Below are 16,660 nucleotides of genomic sequence, written 5' to 3' on the forward strand. Positions count from 1 at the left end.
TCCGACTTCAAAGGCTTCGATGCTCTGGTGGATGATGACCTACCGACGGCTCGCGTGTTCTTGGCTGACCGGGGCTACGACAGCGACCATATCCGAAGCACCATTGCGCTACGTGGCGGAACGCCGGTGATCCCGGCCAAGGCCAACCGCAAAGAGCCAATACCCCACGACACCGTCACCTACGCGTTGCGAAACCGCATCGAACGGTGCTTCGCGAAGCTCAAATGCTCACGCCGTCTCGCAACCCGATACGACAAAACATCAGCAAGCTACCTCGGCTTCATACATATCGCCGCCGCTCGCCTCTGGACCAATCAGTTTGTCAACAGAGCCTAGATTTCATCAATAAAAGCACGGTCGGCGCTGTCCTTAGTGAGCTGAAACGAGGCGCCACAATTGAAGACGATGTGCTGGATACCTTTTCTTCCGCACTGGAAGCCAGAAACCGGCTCACTCACGGATTTTTCGAACGTCATAACTTCAAAATACAGGCCGAGGTCGGCCGCCACCAAATGATTGCTGATCTAGATACGTTACATGGACGGCTCTTCGCTGGGTAGCAAGTAGCTAGCAAATTATCCACAGCAATTGCCGCAATGCTGATCCAAGAGCGAAACTCGTGACTCGGAATGCTTCGAGGATTTGGAATCCGGCTCGAAAACTGGCCCCTGTCGAGCTAAATGTTTTTCTACAAATCGTAGCTTAAAACAACTCACTCCAAATTCACAAACCTATCATCATGCGTTTATGCCTGGCCTGTTCGAACGTGATCTCCCGCTTCTTGCCATCGATCTGCGTGCCGCTGCCATAGCCAAATGTCCGGCGGAACACGCGCACGCCTAGCTTCACGTTGCTGCGGCCCTTGTCGCTCAGGCCAATCGCGCCCCTCAAGCCGGTGCTGGCACCGCGCGGGGTAGTACGGCGTCGCTATAGTCGCTTTCGGCCAGGGCGATCAGGCGGCGGTCGTCATGGTTCCAGGGGTGGAAGCCGGGCAGGAAATAGCTGAGCCAGACGCCGGCGATCTTGCGGGCCATGCCGGGGCGGCCGATGGCGTACCAGGCCAGCTTGGCCCAGACGCGCGGGCCGGTCAGCCCGTCCTGCCGCAGCAGCTCCAGCATGCCGCGCGTGCGGCCATCGACGAATTTCCAGGTGGTCGCCAGCATGACGATCGACTTCACCTTCCAGCGCGCGAACCGCGACCAGTCGCGCGTGGCGTGGAGCCAGGTGTCATAGGCCACGCCCTTGTGCTCGATCTCCTCGGCGGCGTGCCAGCGCCACAGCGCGGCGGCCTGTTCCTCGCCCCCGGCAAGGTGGCGCGGGTTGGCGATCAGCTCATGCGCCAGCATCGCGGTGAAATGCTCCAGCGCCATGGTGGCGGCCAGATTGGCGATGGCGGGGCGGCCCTCGGTCAGCGCCAGCGCCTCGTCGACATGCCGTTCCAGCATGGACACGTCATAGCCCTGATCCACGACATGGCGGTTGAAGGCGACATGCTCGCGGCTGTGGATCACCTCCTGCTTCACGAAGGCGCGGATTTCTTGCGCCAGCTTTTCGGGTGCGCCCTCACGGAAATTCTTCACGCTTTCGACGAAATAGGCCTCGCCCTTGGGAAAGGTGATCGACAGCGCGTTGTAAAACGCCGTGGCGATGGGATCATCGTTCAGCCAGTAGCGTTTCATGGCCTGGCCCCGCCCAAAGCGCAGATCGCGCGGCGTGATGGTGAGATCCGTAGGGGTTACATTGCTGGGCATGATCGGTCCTCTGGAATAATACTGACATCAATGTAAATAGTGGCCGTTTGCCTGTCAATATGATCTCTGCACGCCGTGCGCTGCAGACGCGCGGAGGGGCCCCGCTGCCGCGTGTGCGGGGCAGGGTGGCTTTGCGTGCCGATGTGTTTTTCTGTTGGAAGCCGCGCGGTCAGGTCAGCTCGACAAAGCTGTCCATCACGCGCTTGCGGCCGGCCTGTTCAAATTCGATCTCCAGCTTGTTGCCTTCGATCTGCTCGACCTTTCCGTAGCCGAATTTCTGGTGAAATACGCGCATGCCGAGGGCCACGTCGCTGCGGCCCTGTCCGCCAAGGCTCACGGCGCTGCGGTGATTTTCCGGCAGCTTGCCATCGGCCCCGCCGCTGCCGCCGGCAGTAACGGCGCGCTGCCAGCCCGGGCCGCGGCCTGCGCCGCGCGCGACATTGGCGAACGGATCGGCCTCGGCAGTCCAGTTGGCGCGCCACAGGCTTTCGCCGCCGGCCATGGTCTTTTCCTCATCGACATGCTCGTCGGGCAGCTCATCGATGAAGCGCGAGGGGATTGAGCTGGTCCACTGGCCATAGATGCGGCGGTTGGCGGCGTGCAGGATGGTGCAGCTCTCACGTGCCCGCGTGATCGCGACATAGGCCAGGCGGCGCTCCTCCTCCAGACTGGCGAGCCCGCCTTCGTCCAGCGCGCGCTGGCTGGGGAACACGCCGTCCTCCCACCCGGCCAGGAACAGATGCTGAAACTCCAGCCCCTTGGCGGCGTGGATGGTCATGATGGTGACCTTGGGCGCCTGCGCATCGGCATCATTGTCCATCACCAGGCTGACATGCTCCAGAAACTGGCCGAGCGTCTCATACTCCTCCATCGCGCGGGCCAGCTCGGTCAGATTTTCCTTGCGGCCCGCCGATTCGGGCGTGCGATCGGCATCGAGCATGGCGTTGTAGCCGCTCTCATCCATGATCTGCCGCACCAGCTCTGCCGGAGACAGCTCGTCCGACGCCTTGCGCCAGCGCGCGATGTCACCCACCAGCGCGGCGAGGGAATTGCGGGCACGGCCGGTCATGTTATCGGTATCGACAAGGCGGGCGGAGGCGATGGACAGCGGCTCGCCCATGGCGCGCGCGGCGCGGTGGATGGTCTCGATCGCTTTCTGGCCGAGCCCGCGCTTGGGCTGGTTCACGATCCGCTCGAACGCCAGATCGTCGGCCTGCTGGTTGACGATGCGCAGATAGGCGATGGCGTCGCGAATTTCGGCGCGCTCATAGAAGCGGAAGCCGCCGACGATGCGGTAATCCAGGCCGATCTGGATGAAGCGATCCTCGAACTCGCGGGTCTGGAAGCCGGCGCGCACCAGGATGGCGATCCGGTCCAGCGAAACGCCGTCCTTCATCCGGTCCTCGATCGCGGCGCCGACATGGCGGGCTTCCTCCGGCCCGTCCCACACGCCGACGACCTTGACCTTGGGGCCGTCCGCGCCCTCGGTCCACAGCGTCTTGCCTAGGCGGCCGGAATTGGCGTCGATCAGGCCGGATGCGGCGGCCAGGATCTGCGGGGTGGAGCGATAATTCTGCTCCAGCTTCACCACCTTGGCGCCGGGAAAATCCTTCTCGAACCGCAGGATGTTTGCAACCTCCGCACCGCGCCAGCTGTAGATCGACTGATCGTCATCGCCGACCACGCAGATATTCTTGCGCGCCTGCGCAATCAGCCGCAGCCAGAGATATTGCACGGCATTGGTGTCCTGATATTCGTCCACCATGATATATTTGAAGCGGCGCTGATAGGCTTCCAGCACATCCTTGTGGGTCTTCAGGATGACCAGATTGTGCAGCAGCAGATCGCCGAAGTCGCAGGCGTTGAGCGCTTTGAGCCGATCCTGATAGGTGCGGTACATCATCTGCCCCTTGCCATTGGCAAAGGCCTCATTCTCGCCCGCATCGAGATCGGCCGGGGACAGGCCCTTGTTCTTCCAGCGATCCAGCAGGGAGGCGAGGCTGCGCGCGGGCCAGCGCTTCTCGTCCAGATCGGCCTCACGGATCAGCTGTTTCAGCAGGCGCAACTGATCGTCGGTATCGATGATGGTGAAGTTCGATTTCAGCCCGACCAGTTCGGCATGGCGGCGCAGCATCTTGGCGCCGATGGCGTGAAAGGTGCCGAGCCACGGCATGCCCTCCACTGCATCGCCGACCATGCGGCCCACCCGCTCACGCATTTCCCGCGCCGCCTTGTTGGTGAAGGTGACCGCCAGGATCTCCCCCGGCCAGGCCAGGCGGCTGTGGATGATATGCGCCAGCCGCGCGGTGAGCGCTGCCGTCTTGCCCGTACCCGCGCCCGCCAGCATCAGTAGAGGGCCGTCGGTGGTCATGACTGCTTCGCGCTGGGGCGGGTTGAGCGCGCTGATATAGGGCGGCGGTCCGGCATCGTGCGGGGCGGGGGCATTGGCGGGGGAAAACTGTTCGGACATCGTGAACAGGTAGGGAACGCGGGCATCATCGGCAAGCGTCGAGTGGGCAGGGGAGCGGCACGCGCCGGACCGTGTGGCGCTTGCGACTATCCGTGCGTTTCGGCCCCGAAATGGGGGGCTTTTGCTGGATGCTATGGGAACTTCGGCGATCGGGCGTCGGTTGTGCGGCTGAGGGTTGGACATAACCTCGTATAACCCACGGAGATTACACATGAAAAAGCTGATTTTAACGAGCGCCGCAATGATTGCCTTCAGCGCGACCGCGGTTCACGCCCAGATGCAGGGCGACGACATGTCCGATGGTGACATGGCGCAAAGCAGCGACATGGCGGGCCAGCAGATGCCGCAGATGACAGCGGAGCAGAAGGCGGTTTATGCCGGACTGACCGCCACGCAGCGGACGCAATTCGATAGCTGGGACTTGACGCAGAAGGGTCTGTATTTTGCGCTGAGCCCCGAGCAGCGTTCGCAGCTCTGGGCCCTGCCGGCAACGCAGCGTGAAGCCGCCTGGAAGCAGATCCGCACCGCCGCCGGCCTGCCGGCGACCGCGCCGAAAACCGGCACCAGCGGCAGCATGAACGGCAATGCGATGGGCAGCAGCACAGCCGCCAACAGCGGTATGATGGCCGGTTCCGGCATGGCCACCGGCACCCAGCGCTCGGCCACGAGCGGCCCGCGCACCACTCCGCCGGCAGCCGCCGCAAACAAGGATTATCCGACCTGCAGCCGCACGGTCACCGATAATTGCGTGAACCCCGGCCGCAAGTAACTGGCCGGTCCGTTCTGCCTTTTCGGCAGGATAGAGACTTAATCCTGGGGCGGCGGGCGCAACAGCGTCAGCCGCCCTTTGCCTATGGCGCGATCGCTATCGACGATGAAGCCCGGCACATTGGCCGCTTCCGTCTTTGCCGTTTCGATGCCGATCCACGCCGATGGCGCGATCCAGCCCTGGCGGTGCAGCTTGTCCAGCGCGACCGCGCCCGCGCCGCTGCCATAGGGCGGGTCGAGCAGAAGCACGTCATAGCCGCGGCGGGCCTGCCCCAGTGCCATGACCGATCCTGCGCGCACATCTGCCGCTTTGCCCGCGTCCAGCAGCGCTATATTCGCCTTGATGGCGTCCAGCGCCGCGCGATCCTGCTCCACGAACAGGCAATGCGCCGCGCCGCGCGACAGGGCCTCCAGCCCCAGGGCGCCAGACCCTGCGAACAGGTCCATCACCGCCAGATCCTCGAACGATCCCAGCCGGCTCGTGAGCATGGAGAACAGCGCCTCGCGCGTGCGATCCGCCGTGGGCCGCGTGTTGTCGCCCTTTGGCGCCGTCAGGCGCCGTCCGCGCCACTGTCCTGAGATGATCCGCATGGGGGCGCGCGATAATCTCCTGTGGATAGACTGGCAAGCTTAGAGCCTTGTTAACCCGTTCACCCGCAGCGTGGCGGCATGGAGGATCCGGCATGAACGCGCGCAGCGAAGGCTTTCCATTTGGCACAAATGCCGAACCGCTCCCCACGGGCGAGGCGGAGCGGCTGATGAAGCGGATCGGCAGGGCGCTGCGCGAGCGGCAGCCAGCACCGCCGGCGGCGGTGGAAAAGCCCGAGGTGGATATCGATGCAGCGATGAAGGCGATCGCTCAGGCTATGGCGCGCGCGCGCGACGGCGCCTGACCCCATCGCCTTTCACTATGGCGCGAGATATAGAGCGCCTGTTTCCATCATGATGCAGGAGGATCCGATGTTATCTCCGACAAAGCTCGCGGCTGCCTTCGACCGGGTGACCGACTATTGGTCGCCAAAGGTGATCGGACAGGTCAACGGTCAGCTGCTCAAGGTCGCCAAACTGAAAGGCGAATTCGTCTGGCATGCGCATGATGGGCAGGACGAATTGTTCTACATCGTCAAAGGATCGCTGCGGATCGCGTTCGAGGATCACGCGGTCGACCTCGAGCAAGGAGATTTCCTGACGGTGCCGAGCGGCGTTCGCCACAATCCGGTGGCGCGCGAAGAATGCTGGGTGCTGCTGATCGAGCCAGCCGAAACCAAGCACACCGGCGAAGAACTGACCGAACGGACGCGCAGCCTCGAAGAGCAACTGAGCTGAGATTTCTTTGCTTGGATGTTTGGAAAATGTTGCCGGTTTTCGGCCCTGTTCCGACGACAGCAACCGACCCAATTGCCGCCGTGCCAGAGCTAGGGCACAGTGATTCGATGCAGAGACTTACTAAAGACGAGATTAAGCAGCTTCCGCTGGTGGAGATCGACAAAGTCACCTTTTACAAGCGCGATCAAGTGACAACTGATTTGATCTGTTGTGATGTGGCGATTGCCGACAAGGTCTGGAGTTTCCATGAGGAACTGCCAGGTTGGAAGCTGTTGATTGATCATCTGCACAGCCTGCCAAACTTTCGCGTCGACTGGTTCGTCTCGGTGTCGCGGCCGCCTTTCTCAACCAGTGAAACCATTGCATTTTGCCGCTAGATCGAATGACGGCTTTCCACCCTAATAACTGCCGTCCAATCACAGCCTAATGCGAAGCTTCGAAGCGTCTATCTCGCAGCAACAAGCCCCTAACCCAAACTCTTTACGAACCGCTCCAGATCGGCCTTTTTGATCTCGCTGACGTCGCCCGCCTGCAGATCGCCAACGGTGAACGGGCCGTAGCGGGTGCGGATCAGGCGGGAGACTTGCAGGCCGAGATGCTCGAGCACCTTGCGCACTTCGCGGTTCTTGCCCTCGGTCAGCGTCATCTCGATCCACTGGTTGCGCCCGGTGCGGCGCTCCAGATTGGCGTCGATCTTGCCGTAGCGCATGCCGTCGATCTCAATGCCCTCGATCAGCTCCTCGAGCTGCTGCTGGCTGATATCGCCGAAGGCGCGCGCCCGATAGGTGCGCTCGATGCCGGTCTTGGGCAGCTCCATCAGTCGCTTCAGCTCGCCGTCATTGGTCAGCAGGAGCAGGCCTTCGGTGTTCATATCGAGCCGACCGACCGGCATGACGCGCGGCAGAGCGGGCGGCAGCTTGTCATAAATCGTCGGACGGCCCGCCGGATCGCGCGCGGCGGTGAGCAGGCCGGTGGGCTTGTGATAGGCAAACAGGCGCGCGGCTTCCGGCTCGCCGATCGGGCGGCCATCCACGGTCACGCCGGTCAGATCGCGCAGCAGGGTGGCGGGCGTTTCCAGCACCTTGCCGTTCAGGGCCACGCGGCCCTCGCCGATCATCCGCTCCACTTCGCGGCGGGAGGCGACCCCGGCGCGCGCCAGCAGCTTGGCGATACGGGCTTCATCCTTGCCCTTGTCCATCGGGCCCTTGGCCTCGGCCACAGGAGACCAGGCGCCCAGCCGGCCTTCCATCTTGGACTTTTTCGGCTTGGGCGGCGCATTTGCGTCTGTTGCCGGTTTCTTGGCGCTGGCCTTGGTCCCGCGCTTGGGCGGCGGGCGTTTGGGCGCGCCCCCTTCCGTTTTGGCGGAACCACCGGCGGCGGGGGGCGGACCCTTGCCGCTATTTTGCTTGCGTCCATCGTTCATGCTCGCGCAATGGACGAGGCGAGAGAGAGCGGCAAGGGGCGGCAGACCCCTCTGCGATCAAAAGGGGACGCGTTTGATGACCGAGACCGTGGAATATCAGGGATGGCGGCGCAATCTGCCCGAGGGCGTGCGCCCCTATACGGAACGCGCGCCGCTGGCGGCGCTGGCGCTGGGTATATCGTCCGGTTTCCCCTTCGCGATGATCGCATCGACACTGTCTACCCGGCTGGCGCAATCGGGGATCGAGAAAAGCACGGTCACCGCCTTTGCGCTCACCTTCCTTGCCTATAATTTCAAATGGCTGTGGGCGCCGCTGATCGATTCGATCCGGCTGCCCATCATCGGCCGTTTCGGCCAGCGGGTCAGCTGGCTGTGGCTGACCGCCGCCTTCGTGATGGCGGCGATCATCTATCTCGGCGCGCTCGATCCCCAGGCGGATATCGCGCAGGTAGCCATTGCCGCCATTCTGGTGGGCGTGGCGGGCGCGACGTTCGATATCGTGATCGATGCCTATCGCATCGAGCTGCTGGAGCCGCGCCAGCTGGGCGTGGGATCGGGCATGAGCCAATATGGCTGGCGCATCGGCGCGGCGGCGGCAGGCGGTCTGGCGCTGATCGTGGCTGCGCGCGTGGGATGGAGCGCGGCCTATCTCGCCTGCAGCTTCTTCGCCCTGTTCGCATTCTTTACCGGCCTGATCATGGGCGAACCGGCCCGGCGGCAAGCGCCCAAACCGCTGAAAGGTCCGGTGGCCGCCGCCATCGCCTATGTCAGCCCGCTCGCCGAATTCTTCAAACGCAAGGGCGCGCTGCTCGTCCTGCTGTTCGTGCTGGTGCACAAGATCGGCGATACGCTGGCGAACCTGACCTTTAGGCTGTTGTTCGAGGACCTGGGTTTCACGAATGACGAGATTGCGCTGTATGACGTGGGCCTCGGTTTCTGGGCGCTTCTGATCGGCGTGTTCGTGGGCGGCATCATGTACGCCAAGCTGGGCATGAAGAAATCCGTGCTCATCAGTCTGATCCTGATGGCGGTATCGAACTTCGGTTTCGCCGCGCTGGCGATGCTGGGCCACAGCAATTGGGGCATGGCCGGTGCCATCGGGTTCGAAAATTTCGCCAGCGGCATCGGCGGGGTGGCGGTGGTCGCCTATCTCTCGGCGCTGTGCAATCTGCAGTTCACCGCCACGCAGTTCGCCCTGCTGTCGGCCGCCGCCAGCATCGTCGGGCGTTTCCTGACGGGCACGACGGCGGGCGGGCTGATCGAGGCGCTGGGCTATGTGAATTTCTATCTGCTCACCACCGCCGCCGCTTTTCCCGGCGTCATCCTGTTCTGGTGGATGATGCGCGCCGGACTGGTCGATCAGTCGATCGGCTCCGCCGGCACGCAGGATGCCGATGACATTGTGCAGGAACCCGAAGCGCAGAGCTGATCGCCCGGCCTCGCGGGCCACTCAGGCCTTGGTTTCGGCAATCTTCTCGGCCAGGAAATGGGCAATCTGATGGGCGTGGCCGCTGCTGGCGCCGCCCATCAACCCGTCCAGGCATTCCCCGCCCGTATCCGGATCGGCAAGAACACCGAGTATGGCGGATTCGTCGGCGGTCATGCGCGGCATGCAGCAATGACCGATCGCGATGTTACGCGCGCCATTTTGGGCCAGCTCCAGCACGAAGGCACGCAGCAGCACCAGCGGCGCACGGAATTGCGCGCCATAGCGGCCAAGCATGCGTTCCGCGGCCACGGCATCGCGCAGGCCGTGCTGGGCCATCCGGCGAAAGGCGAACAGCAGCAACTGGCTATCCGGATCGCGCGGCACCGGATGAGGCAGCATGGCGCAGTGGCGCGGGCTGGCCTGCTCAGGCGCGGCGGGGCGGCGATCATAGCGCTGGGATGGATGGCGGGATTGGTCGGTCATCGAACGTCCTTTTCGCTTGGGACGCCCATGAACCATATGACGCTATTGCAAGTCAATCGCAATATAGGTGGTCTAGTCCGGAATCATGTCGTTTCGTCGCAGGACATCGCCCGAAAGATATAGGGAGCCTGCGATGAGGATGGTGTCCCTCGTCTCCGGCCCAAGGGTCCGCAGCGCGGCCTCGACGTTGCTGGCGCTGGCTGTCGGAATGTCCGGCGCGGTATAGGCGCCTTGATCATGCGATTCATGGCCGGGCACGGGCACCACGGTGATGGAACGCAGCTGCCCCTTCAGATGCGCCAGCAGCGCATCCGAATTCTTGTTGGCCAACATACCGATGACGAGATGTACCGGCCCCATCCGCTCGCGCACGAACGCGCCCAGCGCTTCGCCCGCATTGCTGTTATGGCCGCCATCCAGCCAGACGGTGGCCTGCGGCACCAGATCGGTGAGCGGACCATGGCCCAGTTTCTGGAGCCGGGCAGGCCAGTGCGCGGCGGCGAGTCCGCGCTCCATCGCCCCGGCGCTCACGGTCAGCTGGTCCTGATGGCGCAGCATGGCGATCGCCAGCGCGGCATTGTCGGCCTGATGCGCGCCGGGCAAGGCGGGCAGGGGAAGGTCGAGCGTTCCGGCCTGGTCGCGATAATGCAGCTGGTCTGCCTGCGCATCGGCGTGCCAGCCGCCGCCCCGCGCCACCAGCGGCGCGCCAGCGGTCTCGGCCACACCGGCGATGGCCGCTGCCATGGCGGCGCTGTAACATTGCGTCACCAGCGGCGCATGCTGCTTGGCGATGCCGGCTTTCTCCCAGGCAATGCGCGTCAGCGGATCGCGCGGACTGCCGGTCTCTTCGGCCAGCAGAAAGGCCTCATGATCGATGCCAAGCGCCGCGATGGCGGTGACGGCGGGGCGGGGCAGGACATTGGTGGCATCCAGCCGCCCGCCAAGCCCCACTTCGACGATCGTTGCGTCAGCGGGCGTTCTGGCAAAAGCCAGAAAAGCGGCGGCGGTGGTGATTTCGAAAAAGCTCGCGCCAAGATCGCCTGAAAGGTCGAGCACTTCTTTCAACAGGGGCGCAAGCGCGGCATCGTCGATCAGCGATCCGGCCACGCGAATCCGCTCGTTGAACCGCACCAGATGCGGGCTGGTATAGGCGTGCACGCACCGGCCATCGGCTTCCAGCATCGCACGCACGAAAGCGGCGGTGGAGCCTTTGCCATTGGTGCCGGCAATGTGGAACACGGGCGGCAGGCGGCGTTCGGGATGGTCCAGCCGCGCCATCAGGCTGTGCATGGCATCCAGGCCCAACCGCCCCTGCGGCAGTGACAGCGCGGCCAGACGGTCTAGCTGCCGCTGCACTGCGGGATCGGATGAGGACGCGCCATCAGCCATGTCGCGGCGCTCCGGATTCCGGCGATCGGCGCATCAGATTCGCCGCTGCGCCGCGTCGATGCACGGGCGCAACGTCGGCGTTCAAGCCGCCCTGTTGGCCGTACGCCCGGCCATGAGATAGCCCATGACGGTCGACAGCTTGTCCCGCAGTGCGTGGCGATGGACGATCATGTCGATCATGCCATGGTCCAGCAGATATTCGCTGGTCTGGAAATCGTCCGGCAATTTCTCACGGATCGTGTTTTCGATCACCCGGCGGCCGGTAAAGGCCAGCGTGGCACCCGGTTCGGCCAGATGCAGATCGCCGAGCAGCGCATAGCTTGCCATCACGCCGCCGGAGGTTGGGTCGGTCAGCACCACGATATAGGGCAGTCCGGCATCTTTCAGCCGCTGCACGCCCACGGTCATCTTGGGCATCTGCATCAGCGAGAGGATACCCTCCTGCATGCGCGCGCCGCCGCTGGCGGTGAAGATGATATAGGGGCAGTTGTTCTCGATCGCCGCCTTGGTGCCCAGGATGAAGGCTTCGCCCACACCAAGGCCCATGGAGCCGCCCATGAAGGCAAAATCCTGCACGCCGATCACGGCTTTCTGCTCGGCGATTTCGCCCATGGCATTGATCAGTGCATCGCTTTCCCCGGTGGCCTGACGCGCCTGCTTCAACCGGTCGACATAGCGTTTGGTATCGCGAAATTTCAGCGGATCCTCGCGCACCAACGGCGTTGGCAGCGTTGTCCAGCTGCCCTTGTCGAACAGGGCTTCGAAACGCTGCGCGGGCCGAATGCGGCCATGATGGTCGCAGCTGGGGCAGACATGCTGATTGTCCTCATATTCCTTGAGAAACACCATCTCGCCGCAGCCCTTGCACTTGTGCCACAGCTGCTCGCTGGTCTCGCGCTTGGCGACGAAGGGGATCGCGTTGCGGACGCGGTTGAGCCAGGTCATGCGGATGCCTTTCTAGCGTTTTGAACAGCCTGCGATAGCGAAGCCACATAGTCTTGCACCTTGGCCGGGGCATCGCTGCCATGTTCGGCAATCAGCTCCACGATGGCGGAGCCAACCACCACACCATCGGCCACGCGCGCCACATCGGCCGCCTGATCCGGCGTGCGAATGCCGAAGCCCACGGCCACGGGCAGGTCCGTTGCCGCTTTCAGCCGCGCCACCGCCTCGTCGATGCTGCCGCCGGTCGCCTGCTGCTTGCCGGTGACGCCGGCGACGGAGACATAATAGAGAAACCCGCTCGCCCCATCGAGCACCATCGGCAGCCTTGCGGCATCGGTGGTCGGGGTGGCCAGGCGGATGGGGGAGATGCCCTGTTCCCGCAGGGCAGGGCCCAGATCGATATCCTCTTCAGGGGCCAGATCGACGCAGATGACCCCGTCCACACCGGCGTTCGAGGCGGCATCGGCAAACCATTCCGGCCCGCGCCGCACCATCGGATTGGCATAGCCCATAAGGATCAGCGGCACATCGGGATGGCGCTGCCGGAACCCAGTCGCAATCGCCAGGATATCCGCGGTGGTCGTGCCCTTTGCGAGGCTGCGCAGGTTCGCCGCCTGGATCGCCGGGCCGTCGGCCATCGGATCGGTGAACGGCATGCCCAGCTCGATCACATCCGCCCCGCCCGCGACCAGCGCGTCGAGATTGGCGGCCGTGTCGCCATCGCCAGCGGTGATGAAACAGACGAGCGCGGGATGCTGTTTGGCGAAAGCCGCCGAGAGGCGGGTCATATCGCCACGCCCAGCGCGTCGGCCACGGTGAAGATGTCCTTGTCGCCGCGGCCGCATAGATTGGCGAGGACGATCTTGTCCTCGTCCATCTCGCGGGCGGCCTCGATCACCTTGGCGATGGCGTGGGCCGGTTCCAGCGCGGGGATGATGCCTTCGGTCTTGCAGAGCAGCTGAAAAGCGGTCAGCGCCTCCTCATCGGTGCAGCTGACATAATCGACGCGGCCGGAATCCTTCAGCCAGCTATGCTCGGGGCCGATGCCGGGATAGTCCAGTCCTGCGCTGATCGAATGGGCCTCGGCAATCTGGCCGTCCTCATCCTGCAGCAGATAGGTCTTGTTGCCGTGCAGGATGCCGGGCGCTCCGCCGGCCAGGCTGGCGGCATGCTTCTTCTCCAGGCCTTGGCCCGCAGCCTCGACGCCGAGCATCTTGACGTCGGGATCGTCGAGGAAGGGGTGGAACAGGCCGATGGCGTTGCTGCCGCCGCCGATCGCAGCGACCAGCAGATCGGGCAGGCGGCCGGTACGGGCCTGCATCTGCGCCTTTGCCTCGGTGCCGATCACGCTCTGGAAATCGCGCACCAGCTCAGGATAGGGGTGCGGACCGGCGGCAGTGCCGATAATGTAGAATGTGTCGTGCACATTGGCGACCCAGTCGCGCAGCGCCTCGTTCATCGCATCCTTCAGGGTGCGCGCGCCGCTCTCGACGCCGATCACTTCAGCGCCCAGCAATTTCATGCGGAACACATTGGGCGCCTGCCGCTCCATGTCGCGCGCGCCCATATAGATGACGCAGGGCAGGCCGAAGCGCGCGGCGACGGTGGCGGTGGCCACGCCATGCTGGCCAGCACCGGTCTCGGCGATGATGCGGGTCTTGCCCATGCGCATGGCGAGCAGGATCTGGCCCACGCAATTGTTGATCTTGTGCGCGCCGGTGTGATTCAGCTCGTCGCGCTTGAACCAGATCTGCGCGCCTTTGCCCGCCGGGGCGCTTTCGCGCACATGGTCGGTCAGGCGCTCGGCATAATAAAGCGGGCTTGGGCGCCCGACATAATGTTCCAGCAGATCGTCGAACTGCGCGCGGAACGCCGGGTCCTCCTTGGCTGCGCGATATTCGCGCTCCAGATCGAGCACGAGCGGCATGAGCGTCTCGGCGACATAACGTCCGCCATAGGCGCCGAAATGCCCACGGTCGTCGGGGCCGGTGCGATAGCTGTTAGGCTTGGGAATGGTCTCTGTCATAATCCTGCACCGCTTCGCAGAAGGCGCGGATCAAGTCCACATCCTTGACCCCCGGCGCGCTTTCCACACCTGAAGAAACATCGACGAGGGGCGCGGCCGTGGCGGCCAGCGCCTGCCCAACATTGGCCGGATCGAGACCGCCCGCCAGCCCCCAGGGAAGGTGATGGTCATGGTCTACAACGATCGACCAGTCGAACCCGGTACCATTGCCGCCGGGCAGCTGCCTGGCAGGGGCATCGAACAGCATGCGATCGGCCACCTGATCGAATTTATAGGCGTTGCGGATCTGATCGACATCGCGCACGCCGAACGCCTTCCAGATTTCGAACGGCGTTTTCTGTTTCAGCGCGCCGAGCCATTCCGGCGTCTCGCTGCCGTGAAACTGGATCACGTCGGGCCGCACGTCCTGCATCGCCTTGGCGGTGGCCACCGGATCGGCGTTCACCAGCAAAAGCACCACCTTGACGTGCGCCGGCGCGCGGCGACGCAGCTTCGTGGCGTCTTCCAGCGACACATGGCGCGGGCTTTTGTCGAAATGGACCAGTCCGACATGGGTCGCCCCGGCATCGATGGCAGCGTCAAAGCTTTCAGGCGTGGAGAGCCCGCAGATCTTGATATCGGTCATGGGGCAGCACCTAGGTGTCCGGCGGGCGTCTCACAAGGTGGCCGCGATGGCCCGCGCCGCCGCGACGGGATCATCGGCCTTGGTGATCGGGCGGCCGACGACCAGCACGCTGGCCCCTGCGTCGCGGGCCGCGCGCGGCGTCATGGTGCGCTTCTGATCGCCGCTCTCGCCATGGTCCGGCCGCAGACCGGGCACCACGAAATAGCCGTCTTTCCACGCCTTGTGCGCCGCTTTCACTTCATGGCCGGAGCATACGATGCCATCGAGACCGGCCTGGCGCGCCAGATCGGCCAGCCGCATGACCTGGTCATGGGCCGATCCGCCAATGCCGGTCGCGGTCATGTCCTCGCCGTCCAGGCTGGTCAGCAGGGTCACGGCCACCACCTTGGTGTGTTCGCCCGCCGCCGCCTTGGCGTCCTCCATCATCGCGCGCCCGCCGCTGGCATGCACGGTGACGATCGCCGGTTCGAGCACATGCACCGCCTGCATGGCCTTGGCGACGGTGTTGGGAATGTCATGCAGCTTGAGGTCGAGAAAGATCGGCAGGCCGACATGCGCCATTTCATGCACGCCATGATGGCCGTTGGCGCAGAAGAATTCGAGGCCGAGCTTGAGGCCGCCTATCTGGCCTTTCAGCTTCTGCGCGATGGCCAGCGCATCATCCAGATGCGGCGTATCCAGCGCGACGAACAGGGGATTGGTCATCGCGACGATCTGCCGGGGTTGCTGCTGGAAAGCCCGTCGTCTGGCCGCGTGCCGGTGACGGGGTCGGCGGGCGCTCTGTCTTCATAGGCACGCGCATCATGAGCGCGCTGATCGGCACGGTCCCGCGCGCCGCCGCCCATCGCAGACGCATCGGCGGCCTTCGGCGCGGTTGCGCTGGCAGTCGCAGACCGCTGGCTAGCCTCGAGCGATGCCACGCGGCGGCGCAGCCGCCACAGCATGGTGCGATAGACCAGATAGAGCGGCAGGAAACCGATCAGAAAGGCGCTGATCACCAGCACGGGCAATTTGGTATCCATGCGCAGGCCGCCCCACAGGCCGACCGAGACCGGCTCCCAGTTATTGGCCGCGAACACCACGAGCACCACTGCCAGAGCCACCCAGAACAGAGTCTTCAGAAATTGCATGTCATCTCCATCCCGCTGTTGGTCTGCCATGGTCATAGGATTGCCCGCATCAAAGCGCTAGGGGCCTGTCGTCCCCGGAACAAACCACTGGCTGCGCCATTGTTAGGGTGACAGTTCAGTCTCGACCAAAATTGGAGATACACCCATGGCGTTCACCCTTCCCGATCTTCCCTATTCCAAAACCGCTTTCGGCGATGTGATCAGCGAAGACACGTTCAATTATCATTATGGCAAGCACCACCAGGCCTATGTCGACAAGACCAATGCTGCGGTGGAAAAGAGCGACATGTCGTCGCCAAAGCTGAGCGAAGTGGTGTTGAACGCCAAGACGCAGGGCGACAACGGCCTGTTCAACAACAGCGCGCAGGTCTGGAACCACAGCTTCTACTGGGAATGCCTGGCTCCTGAAGGCGGCGCACCATCGGGCGAATTGAAGGACGCGCTGGAGCGCGATTTCGGCTCGGTCGATGCTTTCAAGAAGAAGTTCAAGGAAGAGGCGACCGGTCACTTCGCCAGCGGTTGGGCATGGCTGGTGCTGGACGGCGACAAGCTGGACATCACGAGCTTCCACGATGCCGACACACCGATTGCGCATCAGGGCAAGAAGCCGGTCTTCACGCTCGATGTGTGGGAGCATGCCTATTATCTCGATTATCAGAATGCCCGTCCCGACTATATCGATGCCCTGCTCGACAAGGCGGTGAACTGGGAATTCGTGGCAAAGAATCTCGACGGCAAGGGCGTCGAGCGGGCCGATCAGCAGGCCTGATCGATCTACAGAATTTGAAGAAAGGCCGTCCATTGGGCGGCCTTTTTTTTTGTGCGCGAAAGGTTCATGCGTAGGGAAGGATAATGCCGATCTTCCCGTTCGGAAAATATTGGCGTCAGGCGAAGC

Annotated in this window: 21 protein-coding genes; 7 read left to right on the forward strand and 14 right to left on the reverse strand. The window is 63.7% G+C overall.

Going from position 1 to position 16,660, the window contains the following annotated elements:
• A partial coding sequence (locus G410_RS0110620) for an IS5/IS1182 family transposase (RefSeq protein ID WP_022673638.1) occupies positions 1 to 336 on the forward strand: 336 nt, incomplete at its 5' end.
• On the opposite strand, the gene G410_RS0110625 is transcribed toward G410_RS0110620, so the two are convergent.
• The 4 genes from G410_RS0110625 to G410_RS0110640 all read right to left on the reverse strand — a co-directional run bounded on the left by G410_RS0110625 (position 333) and on the right by G410_RS0110640 (position 4,221).
• Positions 333 to 509, reverse strand: coding sequence for a hypothetical protein (locus tag G410_RS0110625; protein WP_156851933.1), 177 nt, complete (start codon positions 507 to 509; stop codon positions 333 to 335). The genes G410_RS0110620 and G410_RS0110625 overlap by 4 nt on opposite strands.
• Positions 510 to 723: 214 nt before the next feature.
• Entirely contained in the window at positions 724 to 891 is a 168-nt protein-coding gene (locus tag G410_RS17995; RefSeq protein WP_022673640.1) for a hypothetical protein, read from the reverse strand.
• A complete protein-coding gene (locus G410_RS0110635) occupies positions 888 to 1,751 on the reverse strand; it encodes a metal-dependent hydrolase (protein WP_022673641.1) in 864 nt (287 codons plus the stop codon). The genes G410_RS17995 and G410_RS0110635 overlap by 4 nt, the downstream gene beginning before the upstream one ends.
• A gap of 169 nt (positions 1,752 to 1,920) precedes the next feature.
• Positions 1,921 to 4,221, reverse strand: coding sequence for an ATP-dependent helicase (locus tag G410_RS0110640; protein ID WP_022673642.1), 2,301 nt, complete (start codon positions 4,219 to 4,221; stop codon positions 1,921 to 1,923).
• Between the two features lie 211 nt (positions 4,222 to 4,432).
• On the opposite strand from G410_RS0110640, the gene G410_RS0110645 reads away from it, so the two are divergent.
• The gene (locus G410_RS0110645; RefSeq protein ID WP_022673643.1) at positions 4,433 to 4,990 is read left to right on the forward strand and encodes a hypothetical protein; all 558 of its coding nucleotides are present in this window, start codon (positions 4,433 to 4,435) and stop codon (positions 4,988 to 4,990) included.
• 38 nt (positions 4,991 to 5,028) lie between these two features.
• Here the strand turns inward: G410_RS0110645 and rsmD are convergent, their stop codons facing one another.
• Positions 5,029 to 5,580 (reverse strand): 16S rRNA (guanine(966)-N(2))-methyltransferase RsmD, encoded by a 552-nt coding sequence (rsmD, locus tag G410_RS0110650; RefSeq protein WP_022673644.1) that lies wholly within the window; start codon positions 5,578 to 5,580, stop codon positions 5,029 to 5,031.
• 92 nt (positions 5,581 to 5,672) lie between these two features.
• Here rsmD and G410_RS0110655 point away from each other — a divergent pair, with 92 nt between their 5' ends.
• The 3 genes from G410_RS0110655 (at position 5,673) to G410_RS0110665 (ending at position 6,692) form a co-directional block, all read left to right on the forward strand.
• Positions 5,673 to 5,882, forward strand: coding sequence for a hypothetical protein (locus G410_RS0110655; protein WP_022673645.1), 210 nt, complete (start codon positions 5,673 to 5,675; stop codon positions 5,880 to 5,882).
• Between the two features lie 67 nt (positions 5,883 to 5,949).
• Entirely contained in the window at positions 5,950 to 6,315 is a 366-nt protein-coding gene (locus G410_RS0110660) for a cupin domain-containing protein (protein WP_028971356.1), read from the forward strand.
• 26 nt (positions 6,316 to 6,341) lie between these two features.
• A complete protein-coding gene (locus G410_RS0110665; protein ID WP_245559345.1) occupies positions 6,342 to 6,692 on the forward strand; it encodes a hypothetical protein in 351 nt (116 codons plus the stop codon).
• Between the two features lie 89 nt (positions 6,693 to 6,781).
• Here G410_RS0110665 and G410_RS0110670 read toward each other — a convergent pair whose 3' ends face one another.
• Complete coding sequence (locus G410_RS0110670; RefSeq protein ID WP_028971357.1) at positions 6,782 to 7,738, reverse strand: pseudouridine synthase; 957 nt, start codon at positions 7,736 to 7,738, stop codon at positions 6,782 to 6,784.
• Between the two features lie 76 nt (positions 7,739 to 7,814).
• Between G410_RS0110670 and G410_RS0110675 the strand changes: the two genes are divergently transcribed.
• Positions 7,815 to 9,167, forward strand: coding sequence for an AmpG family muropeptide MFS transporter (locus G410_RS0110675; RefSeq protein WP_022673648.1), 1,353 nt, complete (start codon positions 7,815 to 7,817; stop codon positions 9,165 to 9,167).
• A 21-nt stretch (positions 9,168 to 9,188) separates the two neighbouring features.
• On the opposite strand, the gene G410_RS16385 is transcribed toward G410_RS0110675, so the two are convergent.
• The 8 genes from G410_RS16385 to G410_RS16390 form a co-directional block, all read right to left on the reverse strand.
• Positions 9,189 to 9,650: a DUF6628 family protein gene (locus G410_RS16385; RefSeq protein WP_022673649.1), complete on the reverse strand. Its 462-nt coding sequence runs from the start codon at positions 9,648 to 9,650 to the stop codon at positions 9,189 to 9,191.
• A 72-nt stretch (positions 9,651 to 9,722) separates the two neighbouring features.
• Positions 9,723 to 11,039: a bifunctional folylpolyglutamate synthase/dihydrofolate synthase gene (locus G410_RS0110685; RefSeq protein ID WP_022673650.1), complete on the reverse strand. Its 1,317-nt coding sequence runs from the start codon at positions 11,037 to 11,039 to the stop codon at positions 9,723 to 9,725.
• A gap of 81 nt (positions 11,040 to 11,120) precedes the next feature.
• Positions 11,121 to 11,984: an acetyl-CoA carboxylase, carboxyltransferase subunit beta gene (gene accD / locus G410_RS0110690; RefSeq protein ID WP_022673651.1), complete on the reverse strand. Its 864-nt coding sequence runs from the start codon at positions 11,982 to 11,984 to the stop codon at positions 11,121 to 11,123.
• Positions 11,981 to 12,772, reverse strand: a complete 792-nt coding sequence (trpA, locus tag G410_RS0110695; protein WP_022673652.1) for a tryptophan synthase subunit alpha — start codon at positions 12,770 to 12,772, stop codon at positions 11,981 to 11,983. The genes accD and trpA overlap by 4 nt, the downstream gene beginning before the upstream one ends.
• Entirely contained in the window at positions 12,769 to 14,010 is a 1,242-nt protein-coding gene (gene trpB, locus G410_RS0110700; protein ID WP_022673653.1) for a tryptophan synthase subunit beta, read from the reverse strand. Before trpB ends, trpA begins: the two co-directional genes overlap by 4 nt.
• Positions 13,985 to 14,635: a phosphoribosylanthranilate isomerase gene (locus G410_RS0110705; protein WP_022673654.1), complete on the reverse strand. Its 651-nt coding sequence runs from the start codon at positions 14,633 to 14,635 to the stop codon at positions 13,985 to 13,987. Before G410_RS0110705 ends, trpB begins: the two co-directional genes overlap by 26 nt.
• Positions 14,636 to 14,665: 30 nt before the next feature.
• On the reverse strand, positions 14,666 to 15,340 hold the full coding sequence (gene pyrF, locus G410_RS0110710; RefSeq protein ID WP_022673655.1) for an orotidine-5'-phosphate decarboxylase: 675 nt from the start codon (positions 15,338 to 15,340) through the stop codon (positions 14,666 to 14,668).
• The gene (locus G410_RS16390; protein ID WP_211215016.1) at positions 15,337 to 15,765 is read right to left on the reverse strand and encodes a LapA family protein; all 429 of its coding nucleotides are present in this window, start codon (positions 15,763 to 15,765) and stop codon (positions 15,337 to 15,339) included. The genes pyrF and G410_RS16390 overlap by 4 nt, the downstream gene beginning before the upstream one ends.
• Before the next feature lie 145 nt (positions 15,766 to 15,910).
• On the opposite strand from G410_RS16390, the gene G410_RS0110720 reads away from it, so the two are divergent.
• A complete protein-coding gene (locus G410_RS0110720) occupies positions 15,911 to 16,534 on the forward strand; it encodes a superoxide dismutase (protein WP_022673657.1) in 624 nt (207 codons plus the stop codon).
• The last annotated feature ends 126 nt before the right edge of the window (positions 16,535 to 16,660 follow it).

Source organism: Novosphingopyxis baekryungensis DSM 16222 (assembly GCF_000420305.1).
Taxonomy (GTDB): domain Bacteria; phylum Pseudomonadota; class Alphaproteobacteria; order Sphingomonadales; family Sphingomonadaceae; genus Novosphingopyxis; species Novosphingopyxis baekryungensis.

Bases quoted from the DNA above. Each gene is read 5' to 3' on its own strand.
- G410_RS0110635 (WP_022673641.1), bottom strand. From the start codon at position 1,751: ATGCCCAGCAATGTAACCCCTACGGATCTCACCATCACGCCGCGCGAT.
- G410_RS0110640 (WP_022673642.1), bottom strand. From the start codon at position 4,221: ATGTCCGAACAGTTTTCCCCCGCCAATGCCCCCGCCCCGCACGATGCC.
- G410_RS0110645 (WP_022673643.1), top strand. From the start codon at position 4,433: ATGAAAAAGCTGATTTTAACGAGCGCCGCAATGATTGCCTTCAGCGCG.
- rsmD (WP_022673644.1), bottom strand. From the start codon at position 5,580: ATGCGGATCATCTCAGGACAGTGGCGCGGACGGCGCCTGACGGCGCCA.
- G410_RS0110655 (WP_022673645.1), top strand. From the start codon at position 5,673: ATGAACGCGCGCAGCGAAGGCTTTCCATTTGGCACAAATGCCGAACCG.
- G410_RS0110660 (WP_028971356.1), top strand. From the start codon at position 5,950: ATGTTATCTCCGACAAAGCTCGCGGCTGCCTTCGACCGGGTGACCGAC.
- G410_RS0110665 (WP_245559345.1), top strand. From the start codon at position 6,342: ATGTTGCCGGTTTTCGGCCCTGTTCCGACGACAGCAACCGACCCAATT.
- G410_RS0110670 (WP_028971357.1), bottom strand. From the start codon at position 7,738: ATGAACGATGGACGCAAGCAAAATAGCGGCAAGGGTCCGCCCCCCGCC.
- G410_RS0110675 (WP_022673648.1), top strand. From the start codon at position 7,815: ATGACCGAGACCGTGGAATATCAGGGATGGCGGCGCAATCTGCCCGAG.
- G410_RS16385 (WP_022673649.1), bottom strand. From the start codon at position 9,650: ATGACCGACCAATCCCGCCATCCATCCCAGCGCTATGATCGCCGCCCC.
- G410_RS0110685 (WP_022673650.1), bottom strand. From the start codon at position 11,039: ATGGCTGATGGCGCGTCCTCATCCGATCCCGCAGTGCAGCGGCAGCTA.
- accD (WP_022673651.1), bottom strand. From the start codon at position 11,984: ATGACCTGGCTCAACCGCGTCCGCAACGCGATCCCCTTCGTCGCCAAG.
- trpA (WP_022673652.1), bottom strand. From the start codon at position 12,772: ATGACCCGCCTCTCGGCGGCTTTCGCCAAACAGCATCCCGCGCTCGTC.
- trpB (WP_022673653.1), bottom strand. From the start codon at position 14,010: ATGACAGAGACCATTCCCAAGCCTAACAGCTATCGCACCGGCCCCGAC.
- G410_RS0110705 (WP_022673654.1), bottom strand. From the start codon at position 14,635: ATGACCGATATCAAGATCTGCGGGCTCTCCACGCCTGAAAGCTTTGAC.
- pyrF (WP_022673655.1), bottom strand. From the start codon at position 15,340: ATGACCAATCCCCTGTTCGTCGCGCTGGATACGCCGCATCTGGATGAT.
- G410_RS16390 (WP_211215016.1), bottom strand. From the start codon at position 15,765: ATGCAATTTCTGAAGACTCTGTTCTGGGTGGCTCTGGCAGTGGTGCTC.
- G410_RS0110720 (WP_022673657.1), top strand. From the start codon at position 15,911: ATGGCGTTCACCCTTCCCGATCTTCCCTATTCCAAAACCGCTTTCGGC.